Source organism: Streptomyces sp. CB01201, assembly GCF_002803085.1.
GTDB classification, from domain to species: Bacteria; Actinomycetota; Actinomycetes; order Streptomycetales; family Streptomycetaceae; genus Streptomyces; species Streptomyces hundungensis.
Genome location: NZ_NNBJ01000012.1, coordinates 38,466 through 55,222 on the forward strand (window position 1 = coordinate 38,466; position 16,757 = coordinate 55,222).

A 16,757-nucleotide genomic window follows, 5' to 3' on the forward strand; every position below is an offset into this window, starting at 1 on the left:
TAGCCTCCGCCAGGAAGGCTCAAGAAGGCTTGGTTGGAAACCTGTTGGAGGGAAGCGTCGTGGCCAGGAAGCTCGCCGTCATCGGAGCCGGACTCATGGGGTCCGGTATCGCGCAGGTCTCGGCCCAGGCGGGCTGGGACGTCGTCCTGCGCGACGTCACCGACGAGGCCCTCGCCCGGGGCACCGACGGCATCAAGGCCTCGTACGACAGGTTCGTGAGCAAGGGCAGGCTGGCCGCCGAGGACGCCGAGGCGGCGCTCGCCCGCATCACCACGACCACCGATCTGGACGCGGCCGCCGACGCCGACATCGTCGTCGAGGCCGTCTTCGAGAAGCTGGAGGTCAAGCACGAGATCTTCCGCACGCTCGACAAGATCGTGCGCCCGGAGACCGTGCTCGCCTCCAACACCTCCGCCATCCCGATCACCAAGATCGCGGCGGCCACCGAGCACCCCGAGCGGGTCGTCGGCGTCCACTTCTTCTCGCCGGTCCCGATGATGCAGCTGTGCGAGCTGGTGCGCGGCTACAAGACCAGCGACGAAACCCTCGCCGCGGCACGGGAGTTCGCCGAGTCGGTCGGCAAGACCTGCATCGTGGTCAACCGCGACGTGGCCGGCTTCGTCACCACCCGGCTCATCTCGGCGCTCGTCGTCGAGGCGGCCAAGCTGTACGAGTCGGGCGTGGCCAGCGCCGAGGACATCGACCTCGCCTGCAAGCTGGGCTTCGGCCACGCGATGGGCCCGCTCGCCACCGCCGACCTCACCGGCGTGGACATCCTGCTGCACGCCACCAGCAACATCTACACCGAGTCCCAGGACGAGAAGTTCGCCCCGCCGGAGCTGATGCGCCGGATGGTGGACGCGGGTGACATCGGTCGCAAGAGCGGGCAGGGCTTCTACAAGCACTGAACCGCCGACCGCCCCCGGACCTCACTCCCTGGGGTGAATTAGGTATCGGTTCGCTCACGGGCGGCAACTTCTGTGGCCGTGGGGCAGTCAGTTGTTGAGTCGGTTGTCGAAAAGCCAAGCACTCTCGGGAGCGCATATGCACATCAGGGGCGACCACGTCGAGCTGGTCGTCGGGGGCCGCCTCGACGTCCGCAGCGCGGCGGACGCCCGTACGGCCCTGCACTCGGCGGTCGACGACGGGGCCGGTGACCTCGTGCTCGACCTCACCGAACTGGACTCGTGGGACGCCACCGGACTCGGCGTGATCATGGGAGCCCACCGCCGGGCCGGGCGGTGCGGCAGGCGCCTCGTGCTGCGGGGCGTGCCGCCCCAGATGCAGCGCCTCCTGGTCGCCACCCGGCTGCACCGCATCCTCGCGATCGAGGGCGGCATCGTCGCCGAGGCGCTGCCCCGCGTCTAGAGCCTGTCCGGTGGACGTCCGCCGGGCGGGAGGTGCCGGGACCGGAGCGGGACAGGAGTGCGGGAAACGGACTCCGCGCGCAATCCTCACGAGACTGTGACGTCTTGGGCGGGGCGGCACCCCGCCCGTTCGTAGATACTGTGCGGAGTCTAGGGTTCGGCTTCCCGCCGATCGACGAACCCACACGGCGGGCACCGGACCAGAAGCGACAGCGAAGAGCGAAGTGTGCAAGGGCCGGGAGGGGCAATCCTTACGCACCACGCATCTGGGGGCTTTCACCATGGACCCGATGAACCGGGGACCGGAAGAGTTCAGCCATGCCGACGACACGGTCGGCGTTGCGGGCGCACACGCTGAACCCGGCGCCGGACCGCAGCACTCCGCACGCGACAGGGAGCCCGTCACACCCGACTTCGGACAGCGCGCGGCCGGACTCGCGCGCACGGTCCAGCTCGTCGCAGGCGACTTCCTCCTGACGGTCAATCCGATCGACGGCAGCGAGATCGAGAACTGCCCGCCGGGTGAGATACCCGGAGCCCCCGTGCGGCGCAGCGCCGCCGAGCGGGCCGAGGGCGAACGGGCCGCCCGGCCGCCCCTGCCGCCCGGCCTGATGGCCCCCACCCCCGCCCTGCTCGAACGCGAGGAGCAACGCGCCCGGCTCGTGCGCCTGCTCGGCCGCGGCCGTTCCGTGCGGCTCACCGGGCCGGCGGGCTCCGGGCGCAGCGCCCTGCTGGACGCGGTCGCCGGCGACTGCGCCGACCTCGCACCCGACGGCGTCGTACGCCTCTCGGGCCACCGCCGCACCTCCACCGAGCTGCTCCACGAGCTGTACGCAACGGTGTTCCACACCTCGCTGCACCGGCCGGACCGGGCCACGCTGCTCGGCCGCGTCCACGACATCGGTGCCGTCGTGGTCCTCGACGACCTCGAATTCGGCGGGGCCCCCCTCGAAGAACTCCTGCTGGCCACGCCCGAGTGCGCCTATGTGCTCGCCGCGACCCCCGAAGTACCCGCCCCGCACCCCGACTCGGGCATCGAGGAGGTCTTCCTCGGCGGCCTCGGCCGCAGCGCCTCGCTCGAACTCCTGGAGCAGGCCGTCGACCGGGCGCTGACCGACGAGGAGGCCAACTGGGCGGGCGACCTCTGGTTCGAGTCCGAGGGCCTGCCCCTGCGCTTCGTCCAGGCCGGCGCCCTGCTGAGCCAGCGCGACCAGCTGCGCGGTGATCCCAACTCCCGTGACGCGTACGGCTTTCCGCTGGACGAGTCGGCCGATGCGTCGGTGTTCTCGGGCGAGGGCCGCGAGATCCCGCTGCCCACGCTCGGCGAGGGCGCGGCCCCCGCGGCCCTGCTCGCCTCCCGGCTGAGCGAGGCCGCCCGGGACACCCTGCGCTTCGCGGTCGCACTCGGCGGCGAGGTGCCGCACCAGGCCCATCTGCCCGCGCTCATCGGCGACACCCACGCGGACGCCGCCCTCGGCGAACTCCTCGGCAGCGGACTCCTGTCCCCGGTCGGCTCCCGCTACCGCCTCGCCGCCGGAGTCCTCACCCAGCTGGAGAGCAACGGCTACGACACCGGCGCGGGGGAGCGCGCCCACGCCGCCGCCCAGCACTACACCTGGTGGACCGGGCACCCCTCCGTCACCCCCGAGCGGGCCGCCGGTGAGGCGGACGCGGTGCTCGCCGCCCTGAGCGCGCTCGTACCCGGCGACCAGGACGACCACCCCGCCACCGCCGTCAAGCTGGCCCGCACCGCGGCCCCCGTGCTCGCCGCGGGACTGCACTGGAGTGCCTGGGAGCGCAGCCTGCGGGCCGGCTCCGAGGCGGCCCGGCTCACCGGCGAGGTGGGCGAAGAGGCGTACTTCCATCATGAGTTGGGCGTCCTCGCGCTCTGCAACGGTGGCCTGGACCGGGCCCGCGCCGAGCTGGAGGCCTCCATCGCGCTGCGCGGAGCACTCTCCGACAAGCGCGGCACCGTCGCCGGGCGCCGTGCGCTCGCCCTCGTCGAGGACCGCTCGGGGGGCCTGCCCGTGCTCTCCCGTACGCCCGGCGGGGAAGAGGTGCCCGCGGCCCGGTACGAGGAGTCCAAGGCGCCGCCCGGAGGCGTGCCCTCGGCCATGGTGACGGCCCAACTCCCGCGTCCCGATGCCACGTTGGTGACCCGCCGGGCCGCCCCGGTCGGCGGCGCGATGCCCGAGGCGCGGCGCCGGGCGCTGTTCGGGGGAGCCCGGCGCAACCTCGTAGCGGCCGGCGCCGGCGCGCTGCTGGCCGCCGTGCTCGGCACCGTGGTCACGCTCGGCGCGACCTCCAACGACAAGGGGGGCGGCCAGGGCGGCGACGTGACGCAACAGCAGTCCGCCAACGAGGACGGCTCGACCGGCGGTCTGGACGCCGACCCCAACAACCCCAGCGGCGGCGCCAAGCCGGGCGACAACAAGGGGGGCGGCCCGGTGAGCCCGAGCAGGCCCGGCACCACCCCCACGCCCGGCACCTCGGGCCACCCGGTCCCCGGCACCAGCGGCAGCCCGAGCTCCTCGGGCCGCCCCTCCTCCGGTCCGTCGGGCCCGGGCACCACCAAGCCGTTCCCCTCGGGCAAGCCGTCGTCGCCCTCGGGTCAGCCGTCGCACTCGTCGAAGCCGCCCTCGGGTTCGCCGAGCGGCTCCTCCTCGCCCACGGGTACGACCGCGCCCACCCCGTCGAACAGCGGGGGCAGCAGCCCGCCGGCCTCCACCAAACCGCCGCCGCCTTCGAGCGAGGCCTCCCACTCCCCGACGCCCGGCCCGGCCGGCTCCAAGCCTCCGACGGCGTCGACCACCCCGTAGGACCACCCCGTAGGACCACCGCGCGGATCGGACAGCGCATACGCGAAGGGGCCCGCAGCACTCTGCGGGCCCCTTCGCGTACGTACCGCTTCCGCGGTCACCTGGTCAGAACAGGCGGAGCTTGTCGTCCTCGATGCCGCGCAGGGCGTTGTAGTCGAGGACCACGCAGCCGATGCCGCGGTCGGTGGCGAGCACCCGGGCCTGGGGCTTGATCTCCTGGGCCGCGAAGACGCCCTGGACCGGGGCGAGGTGCGGGTCGCGGTTGAGCAGCTCCAGATAGCGGGTCAGCTGCTCGACGCCGTCGATCTCGCCGCGGCGCTTGATCTCGATCGCCACCGTCTTGCCGTCACCGTCACGACACAGGATGTCCACCGGGCCGATGGCGGTGGGGTATTCGCGGCGGATCAGGGTGTAGCCCTCGCCGAGGGTGTCGATCCGATCGGCGAGCAGCTCCTGGAGGTGTGCTTCCACGCCGTCCTTGATCAGGCCGGGGTCTACGCCGAGTTCGTGCGAGGAGTCGTGCAGGACCTCCTCCATCGTGATGATGAGCTTCTCGCCCGCTTTGTTGATGACGGTCCAGACGCCCTCGTCGTCCCCCGACCCCACTTTCAGGGTGCACGGCGGAGACATCCAGTTGAGGGGCTTGTAGGCCCGGTCGTCAGCGTGGATGGAGACGCTGCCGTCCGCCTTCACCAGGATGAGGCGGGGGGCGGACGGAAGATGGGCGGTGAGGCGGCCCGCGTAGTCGACGGAGCAGCGGGCGATGACGAGACGCATGGTGGGCAACGCTACTCGACTCTCCCCGCGGAACGCGATTCGCCCTGGAGTGCACTGTTCGTTATTGGCCGGTTATGTGCCAAGTACCTGCCACGGGCCCGACATCGCGCCTACCGTGGAAGCGGGAGGTTGTCGGCCGCGCACGCTGCGTTGTCGGGAGATACGGCCGTCATGCTCCCTTTCCCTGCCCGTAAGGCCCCGCTTTCCGGGGTCGCGAGAGGAGAAACCATGTCGCTCGACGTCTCACCGGCCCTACTCGAACAGGCCGAGCGAGGCGAGGTCGACGAAGCCGCCTTCGTCGACTGCGTCCGGACCTCCCTGCCCTACGCGTGGGAGATGATCAGCTCTCTGGTGGCCCAGCTGAAGGTCGACGGCGGAGCGTTCGCCGACAACCAGACGCCCCCGCCGGACGAGCAGGCGCGCGGCCAGTTGCTGCGTGCCCTGGCGAGTGACGCCATTCGCGGTGCGCTCCAGCGGCACTTCGGTGTCCGTCTGGCGTTCCAGAACTGCCACCGTGTCGCGGTGTTCCCTCTGGACCCCTCGTCCGATGAGCGGCTCGCCCGCTTCACCTCGATCAGGGGTCAGCTGCTCAACCAGTCGCCGGAGCTCCGGGACTGCTGAAGTCTTCGCTGTCGCTCCGCGTCGCGGGAGGTGCAACTGACGCGGAGCGGCGGCCACTTGGGCGGCCTCCGGTATCGGCGCCCCGTCCGCCCGGGCTACGTCAGAAGCGGTAGCACCTCCGTACCGAGTCTGCGTACGTTCTCCTCCGTCGCCGACAGGTCACCCGACCCCTCCACCAGGAGGGCGAAGCGGGTGATGCCGGTGCGCTCGGAGGTGGCCGCGAGGCGGTCCGCCGCGAGCCTGGGGGTGCCCACGGGGTGCAGACCGCAGAGCAGTTCGGTGTACGCCACCGGGTCGCGCATCGCGCGGTGGCGGCCGTCGACCGTCACATGGGCGTCGAGCCCCTGCTTCAGCCAGCCCGGCATCGACTTGATCAACGTCTCCGCGGCCTCGGCCCGCCGGTCCGCGATCTGCGCCACCCCGGCCGACACATGGCCCGCCGCCGCGACCTTCTCCGGCGCGTGGCCGGCCGCGAGCGCCTGCCTGCGCCACAGCGCGACCATCTCGGCCTTGTCCTCGTCGCCGCAGTGCATCCCCAGGAGCATCGGAAGCCCGCGTTCCGCGGCCAGCTTGACGCTCCTGGGCGACGTGCACGCCACGATCACCTCGGGGCAGGCGTCCTCCGGGCCGCCGTCCAGGATCTCCGCGGGCCGCGGCACGACCGGGACCTCCCGAAAGCTGAACCGTTCCCCCTCGCCGGACACGCGGGGCTCGCGCAGCCAGCGCAGGAGCAGATCGAGCGACTCGGGGAAGCCCTGCTCGTAGGCCGAGAGGCCCGAGCCGAACACCTCCAGGTCGACCCACGGTCCGCCGCGCCCCACGCCGAGCGAGAAGCGCCCGCCGGAAGTGAGGTGCAGCAGCGCGGCCTGTTCGCCGAGCGCCACCGGATGCGCCGTCGGCAGCACGGAGACCGCCGTGCCGACCCTGATCCGCCGGGTGCGCCCGAGCAATAACGCCGCCAGCGTCACGGCGGACGGGCACACCCCGTACGGTACGAAGTGATGTTCGGCCAGCCACACCGAGTCAAGCCCGGACTCCTCGGCCACCTCGGCGGACCTGACCGCACGATGGAGCGTTTCTCCCTGCCCCTGGCCCGGAAACTGGGCCGCCAGTACAAAAGTTCCGACACGCATCGCCTTCTGCCTCCTTGCGGCCGACGCGGCTCTCCCCCTCTTACTGGCAAGAACGCCTGACAAGTGCCAAAGGCACGGCCCATCGCCAACTTCTTGCGATTGTCCGCTAAGAGTCCCTCGAACGAGTGACGCCGGAGACCTCCGCGCCCTCCACCCGGGCGGGTACCCGCACCGGGTGGGCCTAGGCTGGGGAGAAACGTCCGGCCCGCCCCGTGAGGTGTCTACGTGTCCCCGCGCCGCAACCGCCCCAAGGGCGGCGAGAACCCGCCCGAGTCCGAGAGCCGGATGGGCGGCGACCGTTTCGGTGTCCAGGGCACCGAGTCCTGGCAGGGCGAGGAGTGGTCGGTGCGGCACGTGGCGGGGGCCAGCGCGGCCGGCAAGCGCTACCGCTGCCCCGGCTGCGACCAGGAGATCCCCTCCGGCGCCCCGCACCTGGTGGCCTGGCCCGAGTACGGGGGCGTGGACGAGCGCCGGCACTGGCACAAGGCCTGCTGGAACGCGAAGGACCGCCGCACCACGCGGGTGCAGCGGTCCAGGAACGCACCCAGGTACTGAACGGCCCGGCCCTCTACCGGGCGAACGCGCCCAGGTGTGGGGATGCCGGGTCCGGCGTCCCTATACGTCGCGGGAGTTGAGGGACACGAACGCGCCGCCGAGGGCGACCGCGGTGATGCCGGTGATGATCCCCAGCGACTCCCAGCCGGACGGGCCCGGTGTCGAGAGCTGATCGCCGTAGAGGGCGATCAGCTGGCTGGGGATCGAGTAGGCCATGAGGAAGTCCCGCAGGCCGCTCAGGGAGGCGGTGAACATGAACATGGCGAGGACCAGGGGCAGCAGCACCACCCCGATCATGATCGTGATCGCGCCGGCGGAGTGCCGGATCAGCGCACCCACCGCGAGCGACAGCAGGCCCAGCATCGCGATGTAGAACCCGACGCCGACGGTGGCCCGCAGCCAGTCCCCGGAGGTCGGCCTCGGTCCGTCCGGCACCATGGCGGTCTGGAGGATCGCGACGAGAGTGGCGCCCGCCGTCACGATGACGAACGAGATCAGGAAGAAGACCACCGACTTCGCGGCCAGGATCCGCCCCCGGCTCGGGCAGGCCGTCAAGGTCGTGCGGATCATTCCGGTGCCGTACTCGGAGGAGATGGTGAGCACGCCGAGGGTGATCACGCAGATCGAGCCGAGGAGCACGCCGAAGGCGCCGAACACCAGAACCGGGGTGTTGGTCTCCCCCCGGTCGTTGGCCCGGAGGAGGACGGCGAAGAGCAGGCCGAGCCCGAGCATGAGCACGACCAGCACCCCGAGCGTCCAGATCGTGGAACGCACCGACCGGATCTTGGTCCACTCGGAGGCGAGCGCATCACCGAAGCCGGGCCGGCGCTGAGCGATCGGCGAGGTGTAGGTGCCGAGCTGCGGGCCCGGCGCCTGCGGGGCGTGCGGCTGTTGCTGGTACGGGGTGGTCATCGGGCGTCCTCGGGCGTGGTCGGGGCGGCAGGCGTGTCCGGGGCCTGCGGAACCGGGGGAGCGGCGGGCGGCCGCGGGGCCGGCCGGGCCGGGGCCTGCGGGTCCGGCTGCCGGACCGCGTCCGAGCCGAGCGGCGGGTGCACCGGGGCCTGGGGAGGTCCGGCCGCGTACGGGTTCTGGCCGGGCGGTGGCGGGGCGTACCAGCCCTGCTGCGGGACGTCGGGGATGACCGGCGGTGGCGCGTACCCGGGCGGCACGGCGGGCTGGAGGCCGGCCTTCTGGTCGGCCGTCGAGCGGTAGTCGACCGCGCCCTGCGTCATCCGCATGTACGCCTCCTCCAGCGAGGCCTGGTGCGGCGAGAGCTCCCACAGGCGTACGTCCGCCTCGTGGGCCACCTCGCTGATGCGGGGCAGCGGCAGGCCCGTCACCCGCAGCGCGCCGTCCGGCTCGGGCAGCACCTGGCCGCCCGCCTCGGTCAGCGCGGACGTCAGCTTCTCGCGCTGGGCGGGGTCGGTGCCGGGCGCGCGGACCCGGGCGAAGTCCGCGGAGTTGTGCGAGATGAAGTCCTTGACGCTCATGTCCGCGAGCAGCTGCCCGCGGCCGATGACGATGAGGTGCTCAGCGGTCACCGCCATCTCGCTCATCAGGTGCGAGGAGACGAAGACCGTGCGGCCCTCGGCGGCGAGCTGCTTCATCAGGTTGCGCACCCACAGGATGCCCTCCGGGTCGAGCCCGTTGACCGGCTCGTCGAAGAGCAGCACCTGGGGATCGCCGAGCAGTGCCGCGGCGATGCCGAGCCGCTGGCCCATGCCGAGCGAGAACCCCTTGGAGCGCTGCTTGGCGACCTGCTGGAGGCCGACCACGCCGAGCACCTCGTCCACCCGGCGGGCCGGGATGCCGGCGAGCTGGGCGAGCGAGAGCAGGTGGCTGCGGGCGCTGCGCCCGCCGTGCACGGCCTTGGCGTCGAGCAGCGCGCCGACCTGGCGCGGTGCGTTGGGCAGACCGCGGAAGGGGTGGCCGCCGATGGTGACGTGCCCCGAGGTCGGCCGGTCGAGGCCGAGGATCATGCGCATGGTCGTGGACTTGCCGGAGCCGTTCGGCCCCAGGAACCCGGTGACCGTGCCCGGGCGGACCTGAAAGGAAAGGTTGTGCACGGCCGTCTTGGCGCCGTAGCGCTTCGTCAGGCCGACTGCCTCGATCATTCTCCAGCCCCATCGACGGTTCGGGTCGTCGGGGCGGTGTCCGGCGTGCGGCCGGCGTGCCCCCGTATGAGTGAGGAGCTTATCCAGGCCTTGACGGTTCCGGCCAAGCCGTGATCTACCGGACGGCGGCCGTCCCGGCTCAGGCGTCCCGGTGTCTGAGGACGAGGTAGCCGCCCGCGAGCGCGGCGATCACCCACAGCGCCATGATGCCGAGCCCGCCCCACGGCCCGTACGGCGCCGGATCGCTGTTCATGGCGTCCGGCACCACCTGCATGATCTGGGAGCCGGCCCGGTCGGGGAAGTAACGGGCCACGGTCTTGGCGCCGGGCACCGCCGAGAGGATCTGCGAGATCAGGAAGAAGAACGGCATCAGGATGCCGAGCGAGAGCATCGAGCTGCGCAGCATCGCGGCGACGCCCATCGAGAACAGCGCGATCAGCGCCATGTAGAGCCCGGCCCCGACGACCGCCCGCAGCACGTTGGGCGCGCCGATGGTCGTCCGGTGCGGGCCGAGCAGCGCCTGGCCGAGGAAGAACGTGACGAAGCTGGTCACCAGGCCCACCACCAGCGCGAGCAGGGTGGCCACCGCGAGCTTGGAGAACAGGAAGGTGCCGCGCCGGGGCACCGCGGCGAGCGAGGAGCGGATCATGCCCGAGCTGTACTCGGTGCCGACCACCAGGACGCCGAAGACGACCATCGCAAGCTGACCCAGGATCATGCCGGAGAAGCTGATGAGCGTGGGGTCGAAGGTCAGCCGCTCGGCCGGCCCCAGATCGTCGAACTGCGACCGCATCAGCGCGCAGAGGGCGGCGCCGATCGCGACCGTGACGATCAGGGCGCAGGCGAGCGTCCAGGTCGTCGAGGAGACCGTACGGATCTTGGTCCACTCGGACTTCAGGACCGCGGGTACCGATGCCATCGCTCAGACCCCCTTGTCCTGGCCGCGGGCGCCCCACCGCGGCGGCTCCTGGGCGCCGCCCCGGTCGGGCGGGGCGGCCGGTGGGCCGCCCGGGGTGGTCGCGCCATGCGCGTGGTACTCCACCGAACCCGCCGTCATCTGCATGAACGCCTCTTCGAGCGAGGCCTGCTGGCCGGACAGCTCGTGCAGCACGAGCTGGTGCTGGGCGGCCAGTTCGCCGAGCGCCTCGATCCTGCCGTTGTCGACCTCGATGGCGCCGTCCCCGGTCTGGAGGAAGGGGACGCCGGCCTGGTGCAGCACGTCCAGGAGCCGTTCCCACTGCGGCGAGCGGAGTCGTACGAAACTCCGGGAGTTCTGCCGGATGAAATCCGCCATCGATGTATCGGCGAGCAGTCGGCCCTGCCCGATAACGATCAAGTGATCCGCCGTGAGCGCCATTTCGCTCATCAGGTGAGACGAAACGAAGATCGTTCGTCCCTCACCCGCGAGCTGCTTCATCAGATTGCGGATCCAGTGAATTCCCTCGGGGTCCAGACCATTGACGGGTTCGTCGAACATCAGGATCTCGGGGTCGCCGAGCAGCGCGGAGGCGATTCCCAGCCGCTGCCCCATACCGAGCGAGAAGCCCTTCGCCTTCTTCTTCGCCACCGCCGTCAGACCCACCGTGTCCAGGACCTCGGAGACCCGTGCGGCCGGGATCCGGTTGGACTGGGCCAGGCACAGCAGGTTGTTGTACGCGGTGCGGCCGCCGTGCATCGCCTTGGCGTCGAGCAGCGCCCCGATGTACTTCAGCGGCTCGGCGAGTTCGCGGTAGTGCTTCCCGTCGATGCGTACGGAACCGCTGGTCGGGTTGTCCAGATCGAGCAGCATCCGCATGGTCGTCGACTTGCCGGCCCCGTTCGGTCCCAGGAAGCCGGTCACCACACCGGGTCTGACCTGGAAGGACAGCTGGTCCACGGCGACCTTGCTGCCATAGCGCTTGGTGAGGCCCTCAAGCTCGATCATGCGGCAACGCTAAATGCGGACAAAGCCCCCCGCCACCGGAGTGGCAGGGGGCTTCGGGGCCTGCGGCCGCAGCCCACGGGGGAGGGGCTGCGGGGCCGCTAGCGGGACTGCTGCGCCGGAACGCCGCGCGAGACGGGCTCGTCGTCGACCGGGGAACCGGCGGCGGCCACGGCCGCACCGGTCAGCGTCGCCAGCATCTCGCGGACGTTGGTGAGCTGGGCGTTGATCGAGTCGCGGCGGTTGGTGAGGGCCGCCAGCTCGCGCTCGGATTCCGAACGGATGCGGTCGGCCTTGGCGTTGGCGTCGGCCACGATGTCCTCGGCCTGGCGCTGCGCCGTCTCCACCGTCTGGCGCGCCCGGCGCTCCGCGTCCGTACGCAGCTTCTCGGCCTCCAGGCGGAGCTGCTCCGCGCGGTGCTCGATCTCCGCGAGGCGCTTCTCGGCCTTGGCCTGACGCGACGCCAGGTCGCGCTCGGACTGCTCGCGGCGCTTGGCCAGGTTCGTCTCGAAGTCCGCGGCGGCCTGGGCGGCCTTGGCGCGGGTCTCCTCGAAGAGCGCGTCCGCCTCCTCGCGCTTGGACTGCGCGTCCTTCTGCGCCTCGGAACGGAGCTGAGAGGCGTCACCCTTCGCCTTCTCGACGATCCGAACGCCCTCGTCCTCCGCCTTCGCCTTGCGCTCGGAGGCGAACGACTCGGCGTCGTTGCGCACCTGCTGAGCGGCCGACTCGGCGAGTTCCCGGTGCTGCTCGGCGGCCCGACGGGCCTCCTCGCGCAGGTCCTTCGCCTCTTCCTCGGCCAGCCGCAGGATCTTTTCGACCCGCGCACCGAGACCGGCGTACGACGGCTCCGCGTCGCTCACCTGGGCCTGGGCGTTCTGCGTTTCGAGGTGGAGCTCCTCGATGCGCTTTTCCAGAGAAGTGATCCGTGCCAGAGCACTGTCACGGTCGGCGACGAGCTTGGTAATGCGGTCATCCACCTGACCGCGGTCGTAACCACGCCGCACGAGCTCGAAGCCGAAGGGGGAGGAAGTGTCGCTCATGGGGTTCCTGTCGAATGAGACCGGTGAGGTGATAGGGGGAATCCTAGGGGCCCAAGCGGCGTGTCATCGAGCGGATGCCCGTTTGATCTGGAGAATGTCCAGCCTTTTGAGTGGCTAGCCCTCCGAAGACTTGCCACCCGAACGAGTCGCTCCGGCCGCCGCACCTGCCTTGACACCTGCGGAAGTACCGCTGCCGGAGCCGGATTTGCCGCCCGAGGTCGGCGCCTCGAATGATTCCAACGCCTCAAGTACATCCTGGACACGGGAGATCTCGGCATTGATGTCGGCCCGCCGGCGGACCAGGACGTCGAGTTCACGCTTGCCCTCCTCGACCGTGCGGCGCGCCTCGGCAGCCGCCTCGTCGCGCAGTGCGGTGGCCTCGCGGATCAGCTCGGCCTTCTTGGTCTCGGCCTCCTTGAGCAGCGCCTCCGCCTTCTTCACGGCGGCGATACGCACCTTGCCCGCCTCGGAGTTGGCGTCCGACACCAGCTCCTTGGCCTTGGTCTGCGCCTCCTGGGACTGCTCGGTCGCGGCCTTCACCAGCTTGTCGACGCGCTCGCCCGCCGTCTTCATCTGCTCGGCGCTCTCGCGGCGGGCCCGCTCGTGCAGCTCCTCGATCTCCGCCTCGGTGCGCGAGCGCACCTCCTCGGTGCGCTCCCTTATGGCGGTGGCGTCCGCGCGGGCCCCCGCGAGCAGCTCGTCGGCGTCCGTACGGGCCTTCTCCACCAGGGAGTTGCCCTCGACCGTCGACTCCGCGACGATCCGCTCGGCCTCCTTGCGGGCCGCGCCGACCATCGTGTCGGCCTGCTCCTCGGCCTCGGTGGCGGCGCGCAGCGCCTCCTCCTGGGCCTTGTTGATGAGCTGGTCGGCCTGCTCGGCCGCGTCGCCGCGCCGCTTGGCGGCGGCCGTACGCGCCTCGTCGAGGAGCCGGTCCGCCTCCTCGCGGGCCTCGGTGCGCGTCTTCTCGGCGGCCTCGTCCGCACGGGACCGGTTCTTCTCGGCCTCCGCGCGGATCCGCTCGGCCGCCTGCTGCGCGGAGCCCACCGTCTCGGCGGCCTCGGCCCGCAGCCGCTCGGCCTCGCCGCTCGCCTCCGCGATCAACTGGTCGGCCTGCTCGGCCGCGTCGGAGCGCCGCTTGTCGGCGGCCCGGCGGGCCTCGTCGAGCAGCCGGTCGGCCTCGGCGCGCGCCTCGTTGACGGTCTGCTCGGCCTCGGCGTTGGCCGCGCCCAGCGTGGAGCCGGCGTCCGACCGGGCCTCGGTGGTGACCAACTCGGCATACGCGTTCGCCTCGTTGGTGGTGCGCTCGGCCTCCGCCTGCGCCTGACCGGTGACCCGCTCGGCCTGTTCACGGGCGGCCGTCGTGACCTGCTCGGCCTCGGCGAGCGCCGCGGTGGTGACCTGCTCGGCCTCCGCGAGGGCCGCGGACGTGACCCGGTCGGCCTCCTCGCGGGCCTCGGCGCGCAGCGCATCGGCCTCGGCCTGGCCCTCGACCCGCACCTGCTGGGCCTCGGTGGTGAGGCGCTCGGCCTCCGCGGTCGACTCGGCGGCGAGCCGCTCGGCCTCCGCCGTCGCCTCGCCGACCAGGCGGTCGGCCTGGCTCGCGGCGTCGGAGCGGATCCGGTTGGCGTCCTCGCGGGCCTCGGCCCGGGTGCGGGCCGCGTCCTGCTCGGAGGAGGCCAGCGCGTCCGAGGCCTCGGTGCGCATGCGCTGCGCGTACTCGGAGGCGTCCGAACGGGCCTTCTCCGCCTCGGCCATGGCGTCCGCGACGGTCCGCTCGGCCAGCTCCTTCGCGGCCTCGGACTCCTCCTGGGCACGGGTGCGGATACGGCTCGCGTCCTCGCCGGCCCGCTCCCGCTCGGCGTGCGCGTCGGCGCGGACCCGGTCCGCCTCCGCCTGCGCCTCGCTCGTGGTGCGCTCCGCCGCGTGCTCGGCGGCACTGCGCAGCCCCGCGATCTCCTGCTCGGCCTCCTCGCGGAGCCCGGACACCGAATCCCGTACGTCCTTGGCGGTCTGCTCGGCCGTCGACACCAGCTCGGTGGCGCGCCGGTCGGCCTCCTCACCGAGCCGCTGCGCCTCGGCCTGCGCCTCCTCGACCCGCTTGCGGGCGGAGGCGAGCAGCTCCTCGCTCTGCTCGCGGGCCTGGGAGCGCTCCGAATCGGCTTCCGCGCGCGCCGAGTTGAGCGTCTCCTCGGCCTCGCGGCGGCGCCGGGTGGCCTCCTCCTGCGCGGCGGCCAGCGCCTCGGCGGCCTCGGCGCCGACCCGCTCGGCGGCGGCCGCGGCCTCCGCGCGCATCCGGTCGGCGGTCTCCTGCGCCTCGGACTTGAGCCGCTCGGCCTCCGCGGCCGCCTCGGCGCGCAGCCGCACGGCCGCGTTCTCCGCCTCGGAACGGGCGGTCGAGGCATCGGCGGCGGCCTCGGTGCGCAGGCGCTCGGCCTCCTGCTCGGCCTGCGCCTGGAGCGTACGGATGCGCTCGGCGGCCTCGGTGCGGATCCGCTCGGTCTCCTCGGCGGCCTCGCGCCGGATCCGCTCGCCTTCGGCGCGGGCATCGGTGAGGGCCTGCTCGGCGGCGGCGTGGCGCTGCTCGGCCTCGGTGTGCAGGCGGGTCAGTTCCTCGGCGGCCTCGGCCTGGCGGGCCGCTATCGCCCGCTCGGTCTCCTCGCGCAGGCCAACGGCCGCCCGCTCGGCGTCCGTTGTGGTCTGCTCGGCCTGCTCCTCGGCCTCCGTGCGCATCCGCTCGGCCTCGGCGCGGGTGCGGTCCAGGGTCTCCTCGGCCTGCTTGCGCAGGGTGTTGGCCCGCTCGACGGCCTCATTGCGTACGCGCTCGGACTCGTTGCCCGCGGTCGTGCGCAGCTCGTCGGCATCCGCCTTCGCCTTGGCGAGCAGCTCCTCGGCGGTCCTGGCCGCCTCCTCGATCTGCTGGACGGCCTCGCGCCGCGCCTCGCCCCGGATCCGCTCGCCCTCGGCGACCGCCTCGGCGCGCAGCTGCTCGGCCTCGCCGCGCAGCCGGCGGGCCTCCTCCTGGAGCTCGACCGTCTTGGCCCGGTACTCCTTGGTGTCGTCCTTGGCCGCGCCCTTGAGCTCGTCGGCCTGCTCGGCCGCCTCGCCGCGCAGCCGCTCGGCCTCGGCGTCCGCCTCGCGGCGGATCCGCTCGGCCTCCTCGGACGCCTTGCGGGTGGTCTCGCGGGCGTCGTCGGACGCCTTGGTCAGGACCTCCTCGGCCGTGCGCGCGGCCTTGGCGAGCTGGGCCGCGGCATCCTCGGCGGCGCTGGTGCGGGCCTTCTCGGCGGCCTCCGTGCGCAGCCGCTCGGCCTCCGCCTTGGCGTCCTCAAGGGCCTGCTCGGCCTCCGCCTTGAGGGTCTCGGCCTCCTTCGTGGCCTCGGCGACCAGACGGGCGATCTCGGTCTTCGCCGTGCGGGTGCGCTGCTCGTTGGCGGACTCGGCGCTCGCGACCTGCTTGGCCGCCGACTCCTTGGCCTCGGTGACGGCCCGCTCGGCCTCGGCGCGCGCCTCGCGCAGCGCGGCCTCGGCCTCCTGCATCCGCTGCTCGGCGGCGCGGCTCAACTCGGCGGCCTGCTGGCGGGCCTGGTCGGACTCGGCGGTGGTGGTCGTACGCAGCTGCTCCGCGTGGGAGGTGGCCTCCTGGGCCTGCGTGGAGGCCGCGTTGAGGAGCCGCTCGGCGTCCTTGCGGGCGCGCAGCAGCGTCGCCTCCGCCTCGGAGCGCGCCGACTCCGCCTCGGAGCCCAGGCGTTGGCGGGCCTCCTCGGCGATCCGGGTGGCCTCCGCGCGGGCCGCGGCGAGGGACTGCTCGGCCTCGGCGCGGGACTCCTCCATCAGCCGGCGGGCCTGCGCCTCGGTACGGGCGCGGAGTTGCTCGGCCCAGGCCACGTTCTCGTTGACGTGGGACTCGACGGTGGCCCGGCGCTCGGCCAGCTCCTGGTCCAGGCGCTGGCGGCGGTTGACGGCCTCGGCGTGCAGCTCGGCCTGGAGCCGGGCCTGGTGCTCGGCGTGCTCCTGGAGGATGCGCTGGGTCTGGGCGCGGGCGTCGCGCAGCTCGCGCTCGGCGTCCGTGCGCAGCTGCTCGGCCTGCATCTGGGCGTTGCGGAGCAGCTGTTCGGCCTGGTAGCCGACGTTCGCCGTGTCGTAGGCGGGACGGGTCGCGAGATTGCGGCGCGCCTCGTGGAGCTTGGCGCGCAGCACTTCGACCTGGTAGCCGAGATCCTCGGCGTGCTGAACGGCCTTCTCCCGCTCGGTCTTCAGCCGCTCCATCTCGGCCTCGAACCGCGAGAGGTGGTCGTCAGGCCGGTGGCTCTGGCTCTCCTGGCGTTCGTAGCCCCGCACTGCGCGGTCCCATCCGTCCCCTGGTCGCGAACACTGCCCGTACGAGCGCCGTCCGACCGCGAGTGACAGCGG

The 16,757-nt window shown here is 72.5% G+C and carries 13 protein-coding genes; 5 read left to right on the forward strand and 8 right to left on the reverse strand.

The annotated features are described in order from the left end of the window. Window positions 1–59: 59 nt before the first annotated feature. The 3 genes from CG740_RS24725 to CG740_RS24735 all read left to right on the forward strand — a co-directional run bounded on the left by CG740_RS24725 (window position 60) and on the right by CG740_RS24735 (window position 4,186). Entirely contained in the window at window positions 60–908 is an 849-nt protein-coding gene (locus CG740_RS24725; RefSeq protein ID WP_100577627.1) for a 3-hydroxyacyl-CoA dehydrogenase family protein, read from the forward strand. 136 nt (window positions 909–1,044) lie between these two features. Further along, on the forward strand, window positions 1,045–1,368 hold the full coding sequence (locus CG740_RS24730) for an STAS domain-containing protein (RefSeq protein WP_100577458.1): 324 nt from the start codon (window positions 1,045–1,047) through the stop codon (window positions 1,366–1,368). Window positions 1,369–1,648: 280 nt separating this feature from the next. Then, window positions 1,649–4,186, forward strand: a complete 2,538-nt coding sequence (locus CG740_RS24735) for an ATP-binding protein (RefSeq protein WP_100577459.1) — start codon at window positions 1,649–1,651, stop codon at window positions 4,184–4,186. 105 nt (window positions 4,187–4,291) lie between these two features. Here CG740_RS24735 and nucS read toward each other — a convergent pair whose 3' ends face one another. Further along, a complete protein-coding gene (nucS, locus tag CG740_RS24740; protein ID WP_199846560.1) occupies window positions 4,292–4,963 on the reverse strand; it encodes an endonuclease NucS in 672 nt (223 codons plus the stop codon). A gap of 228 nt (window positions 4,964–5,191) precedes the next feature. Between nucS and CG740_RS24745 the strand changes: the two genes are divergently transcribed. Beyond that, complete coding sequence (locus tag CG740_RS24745; protein WP_100577461.1) at window positions 5,192–5,584, forward strand: SCO5389 family protein; 393 nt, start codon at window positions 5,192–5,194, stop codon at window positions 5,582–5,584. A gap of 95 nt (window positions 5,585–5,679) precedes the next feature. Here the strand turns inward: CG740_RS24745 and CG740_RS24750 are convergent, their stop codons facing one another. Beyond that, entirely contained in the window at window positions 5,680–6,717 is a 1,038-nt protein-coding gene (locus tag CG740_RS24750; protein WP_100577462.1) for an LLM class flavin-dependent oxidoreductase, read from the reverse strand. A 225-nt stretch (window positions 6,718–6,942) separates the two neighbouring features. Here CG740_RS24750 and CG740_RS24755 point away from each other — a divergent pair, with 225 nt between their 5' ends. Continuing rightward, entirely contained in the window at window positions 6,943–7,272 is a 330-nt protein-coding gene (locus tag CG740_RS24755) for an ATP/GTP-binding protein (RefSeq protein ID WP_100577463.1), read from the forward strand. A gap of 60 nt (window positions 7,273–7,332) precedes the next feature. Here the strand turns inward: CG740_RS24755 and CG740_RS24760 are convergent, their stop codons facing one another. The 6 genes from CG740_RS24760 to scy form a co-directional block, all read right to left on the reverse strand. Next, window positions 7,333–8,184: an ABC transporter permease gene (locus CG740_RS24760; RefSeq protein ID WP_100577464.1), complete on the reverse strand. Its 852-nt coding sequence runs from the start codon at window positions 8,182–8,184 to the stop codon at window positions 7,333–7,335. After that, the gene (locus CG740_RS24765) at window positions 8,181–9,386 is read right to left on the reverse strand and encodes an ABC transporter ATP-binding protein (protein ID WP_100577465.1); all 1,206 of its coding nucleotides are present in this window, start codon (window positions 9,384–9,386) and stop codon (window positions 8,181–8,183) included. The genes CG740_RS24760 and CG740_RS24765 overlap by 4 nt, the downstream gene beginning before the upstream one ends. Window positions 9,387–9,525: 139 nt before the next feature. Then, on the reverse strand, window positions 9,526–10,305 hold the full coding sequence (locus tag CG740_RS24770; RefSeq protein ID WP_100577466.1) for an ABC transporter permease: 780 nt from the start codon (window positions 10,303–10,305) through the stop codon (window positions 9,526–9,528). 3 nt (window positions 10,306–10,308) lie between these two features. Further along, window positions 10,309–11,310, reverse strand: a complete 1,002-nt coding sequence (locus tag CG740_RS24775) for an ABC transporter ATP-binding protein (protein ID WP_100577467.1) — start codon at window positions 11,308–11,310, stop codon at window positions 10,309–10,311. 98 nt (window positions 11,311–11,408) lie between these two features. Continuing rightward, a complete protein-coding gene (locus CG740_RS24780; RefSeq protein ID WP_100577468.1) occupies window positions 11,409–12,347 on the reverse strand; it encodes a cellulose-binding protein in 939 nt (312 codons plus the stop codon). Window positions 12,348–12,461: 114 nt separating this feature from the next. Beyond that, window positions 12,462–16,685 carry a polarized growth protein Scy gene (scy, locus tag CG740_RS24785; RefSeq protein WP_100577469.1) on the reverse strand — a complete coding sequence of 1,408 codons (4,224 nt, stop codon included), beginning with the start codon at window positions 16,683–16,685 and terminating at the stop codon, window positions 12,462–12,464. Between the last annotated feature and the right edge of the window lie 72 nt (window positions 16,686–16,757).

Bases quoted from the DNA above. Each gene is read 5' to 3' on its own strand.
- CG740_RS24730 (WP_100577458.1), top strand. From the start codon at position 1,045: ATGCACATCAGGGGCGACCACGTCGAGCTGGTCGTCGGGGGCCGCCTC.
- CG740_RS24735 (WP_100577459.1), top strand. From the start codon at position 1,649: ATGGACCCGATGAACCGGGGACCGGAAGAGTTCAGCCATGCCGACGAC.
- nucS (WP_199846560.1), bottom strand. From the start codon at position 4,963: ATGCGTCTCGTCATCGCCCGCTGCTCCGTCGACTACGCGGGCCGCCTC.
- CG740_RS24745 (WP_100577461.1), top strand. From the start codon at position 5,192: ATGTCGCTCGACGTCTCACCGGCCCTACTCGAACAGGCCGAGCGAGGC.
- CG740_RS24750 (WP_100577462.1), bottom strand. From the start codon at position 6,717: ATGCGTGTCGGAACTTTTGTACTGGCGGCCCAGTTTCCGGGCCAGGGG.
- CG740_RS24760 (WP_100577464.1), bottom strand. From the start codon at position 8,184: ATGACCACCCCGTACCAGCAACAGCCGCACGCCCCGCAGGCGCCGGGC.
- CG740_RS24765 (WP_100577465.1), bottom strand. From the start codon at position 9,386: ATGATCGAGGCAGTCGGCCTGACGAAGCGCTACGGCGCCAAGACGGCC.
- CG740_RS24770 (WP_100577466.1), bottom strand. From the start codon at position 10,305: ATGGCATCGGTACCCGCGGTCCTGAAGTCCGAGTGGACCAAGATCCGT.
- CG740_RS24775 (WP_100577467.1), bottom strand. From the start codon at position 11,310: ATGATCGAGCTTGAGGGCCTCACCAAGCGCTATGGCAGCAAGGTCGCC.
- CG740_RS24780 (WP_100577468.1), bottom strand. From the start codon at position 12,347: ATGAGCGACACTTCCTCCCCCTTCGGCTTCGAGCTCGTGCGGCGTGGT.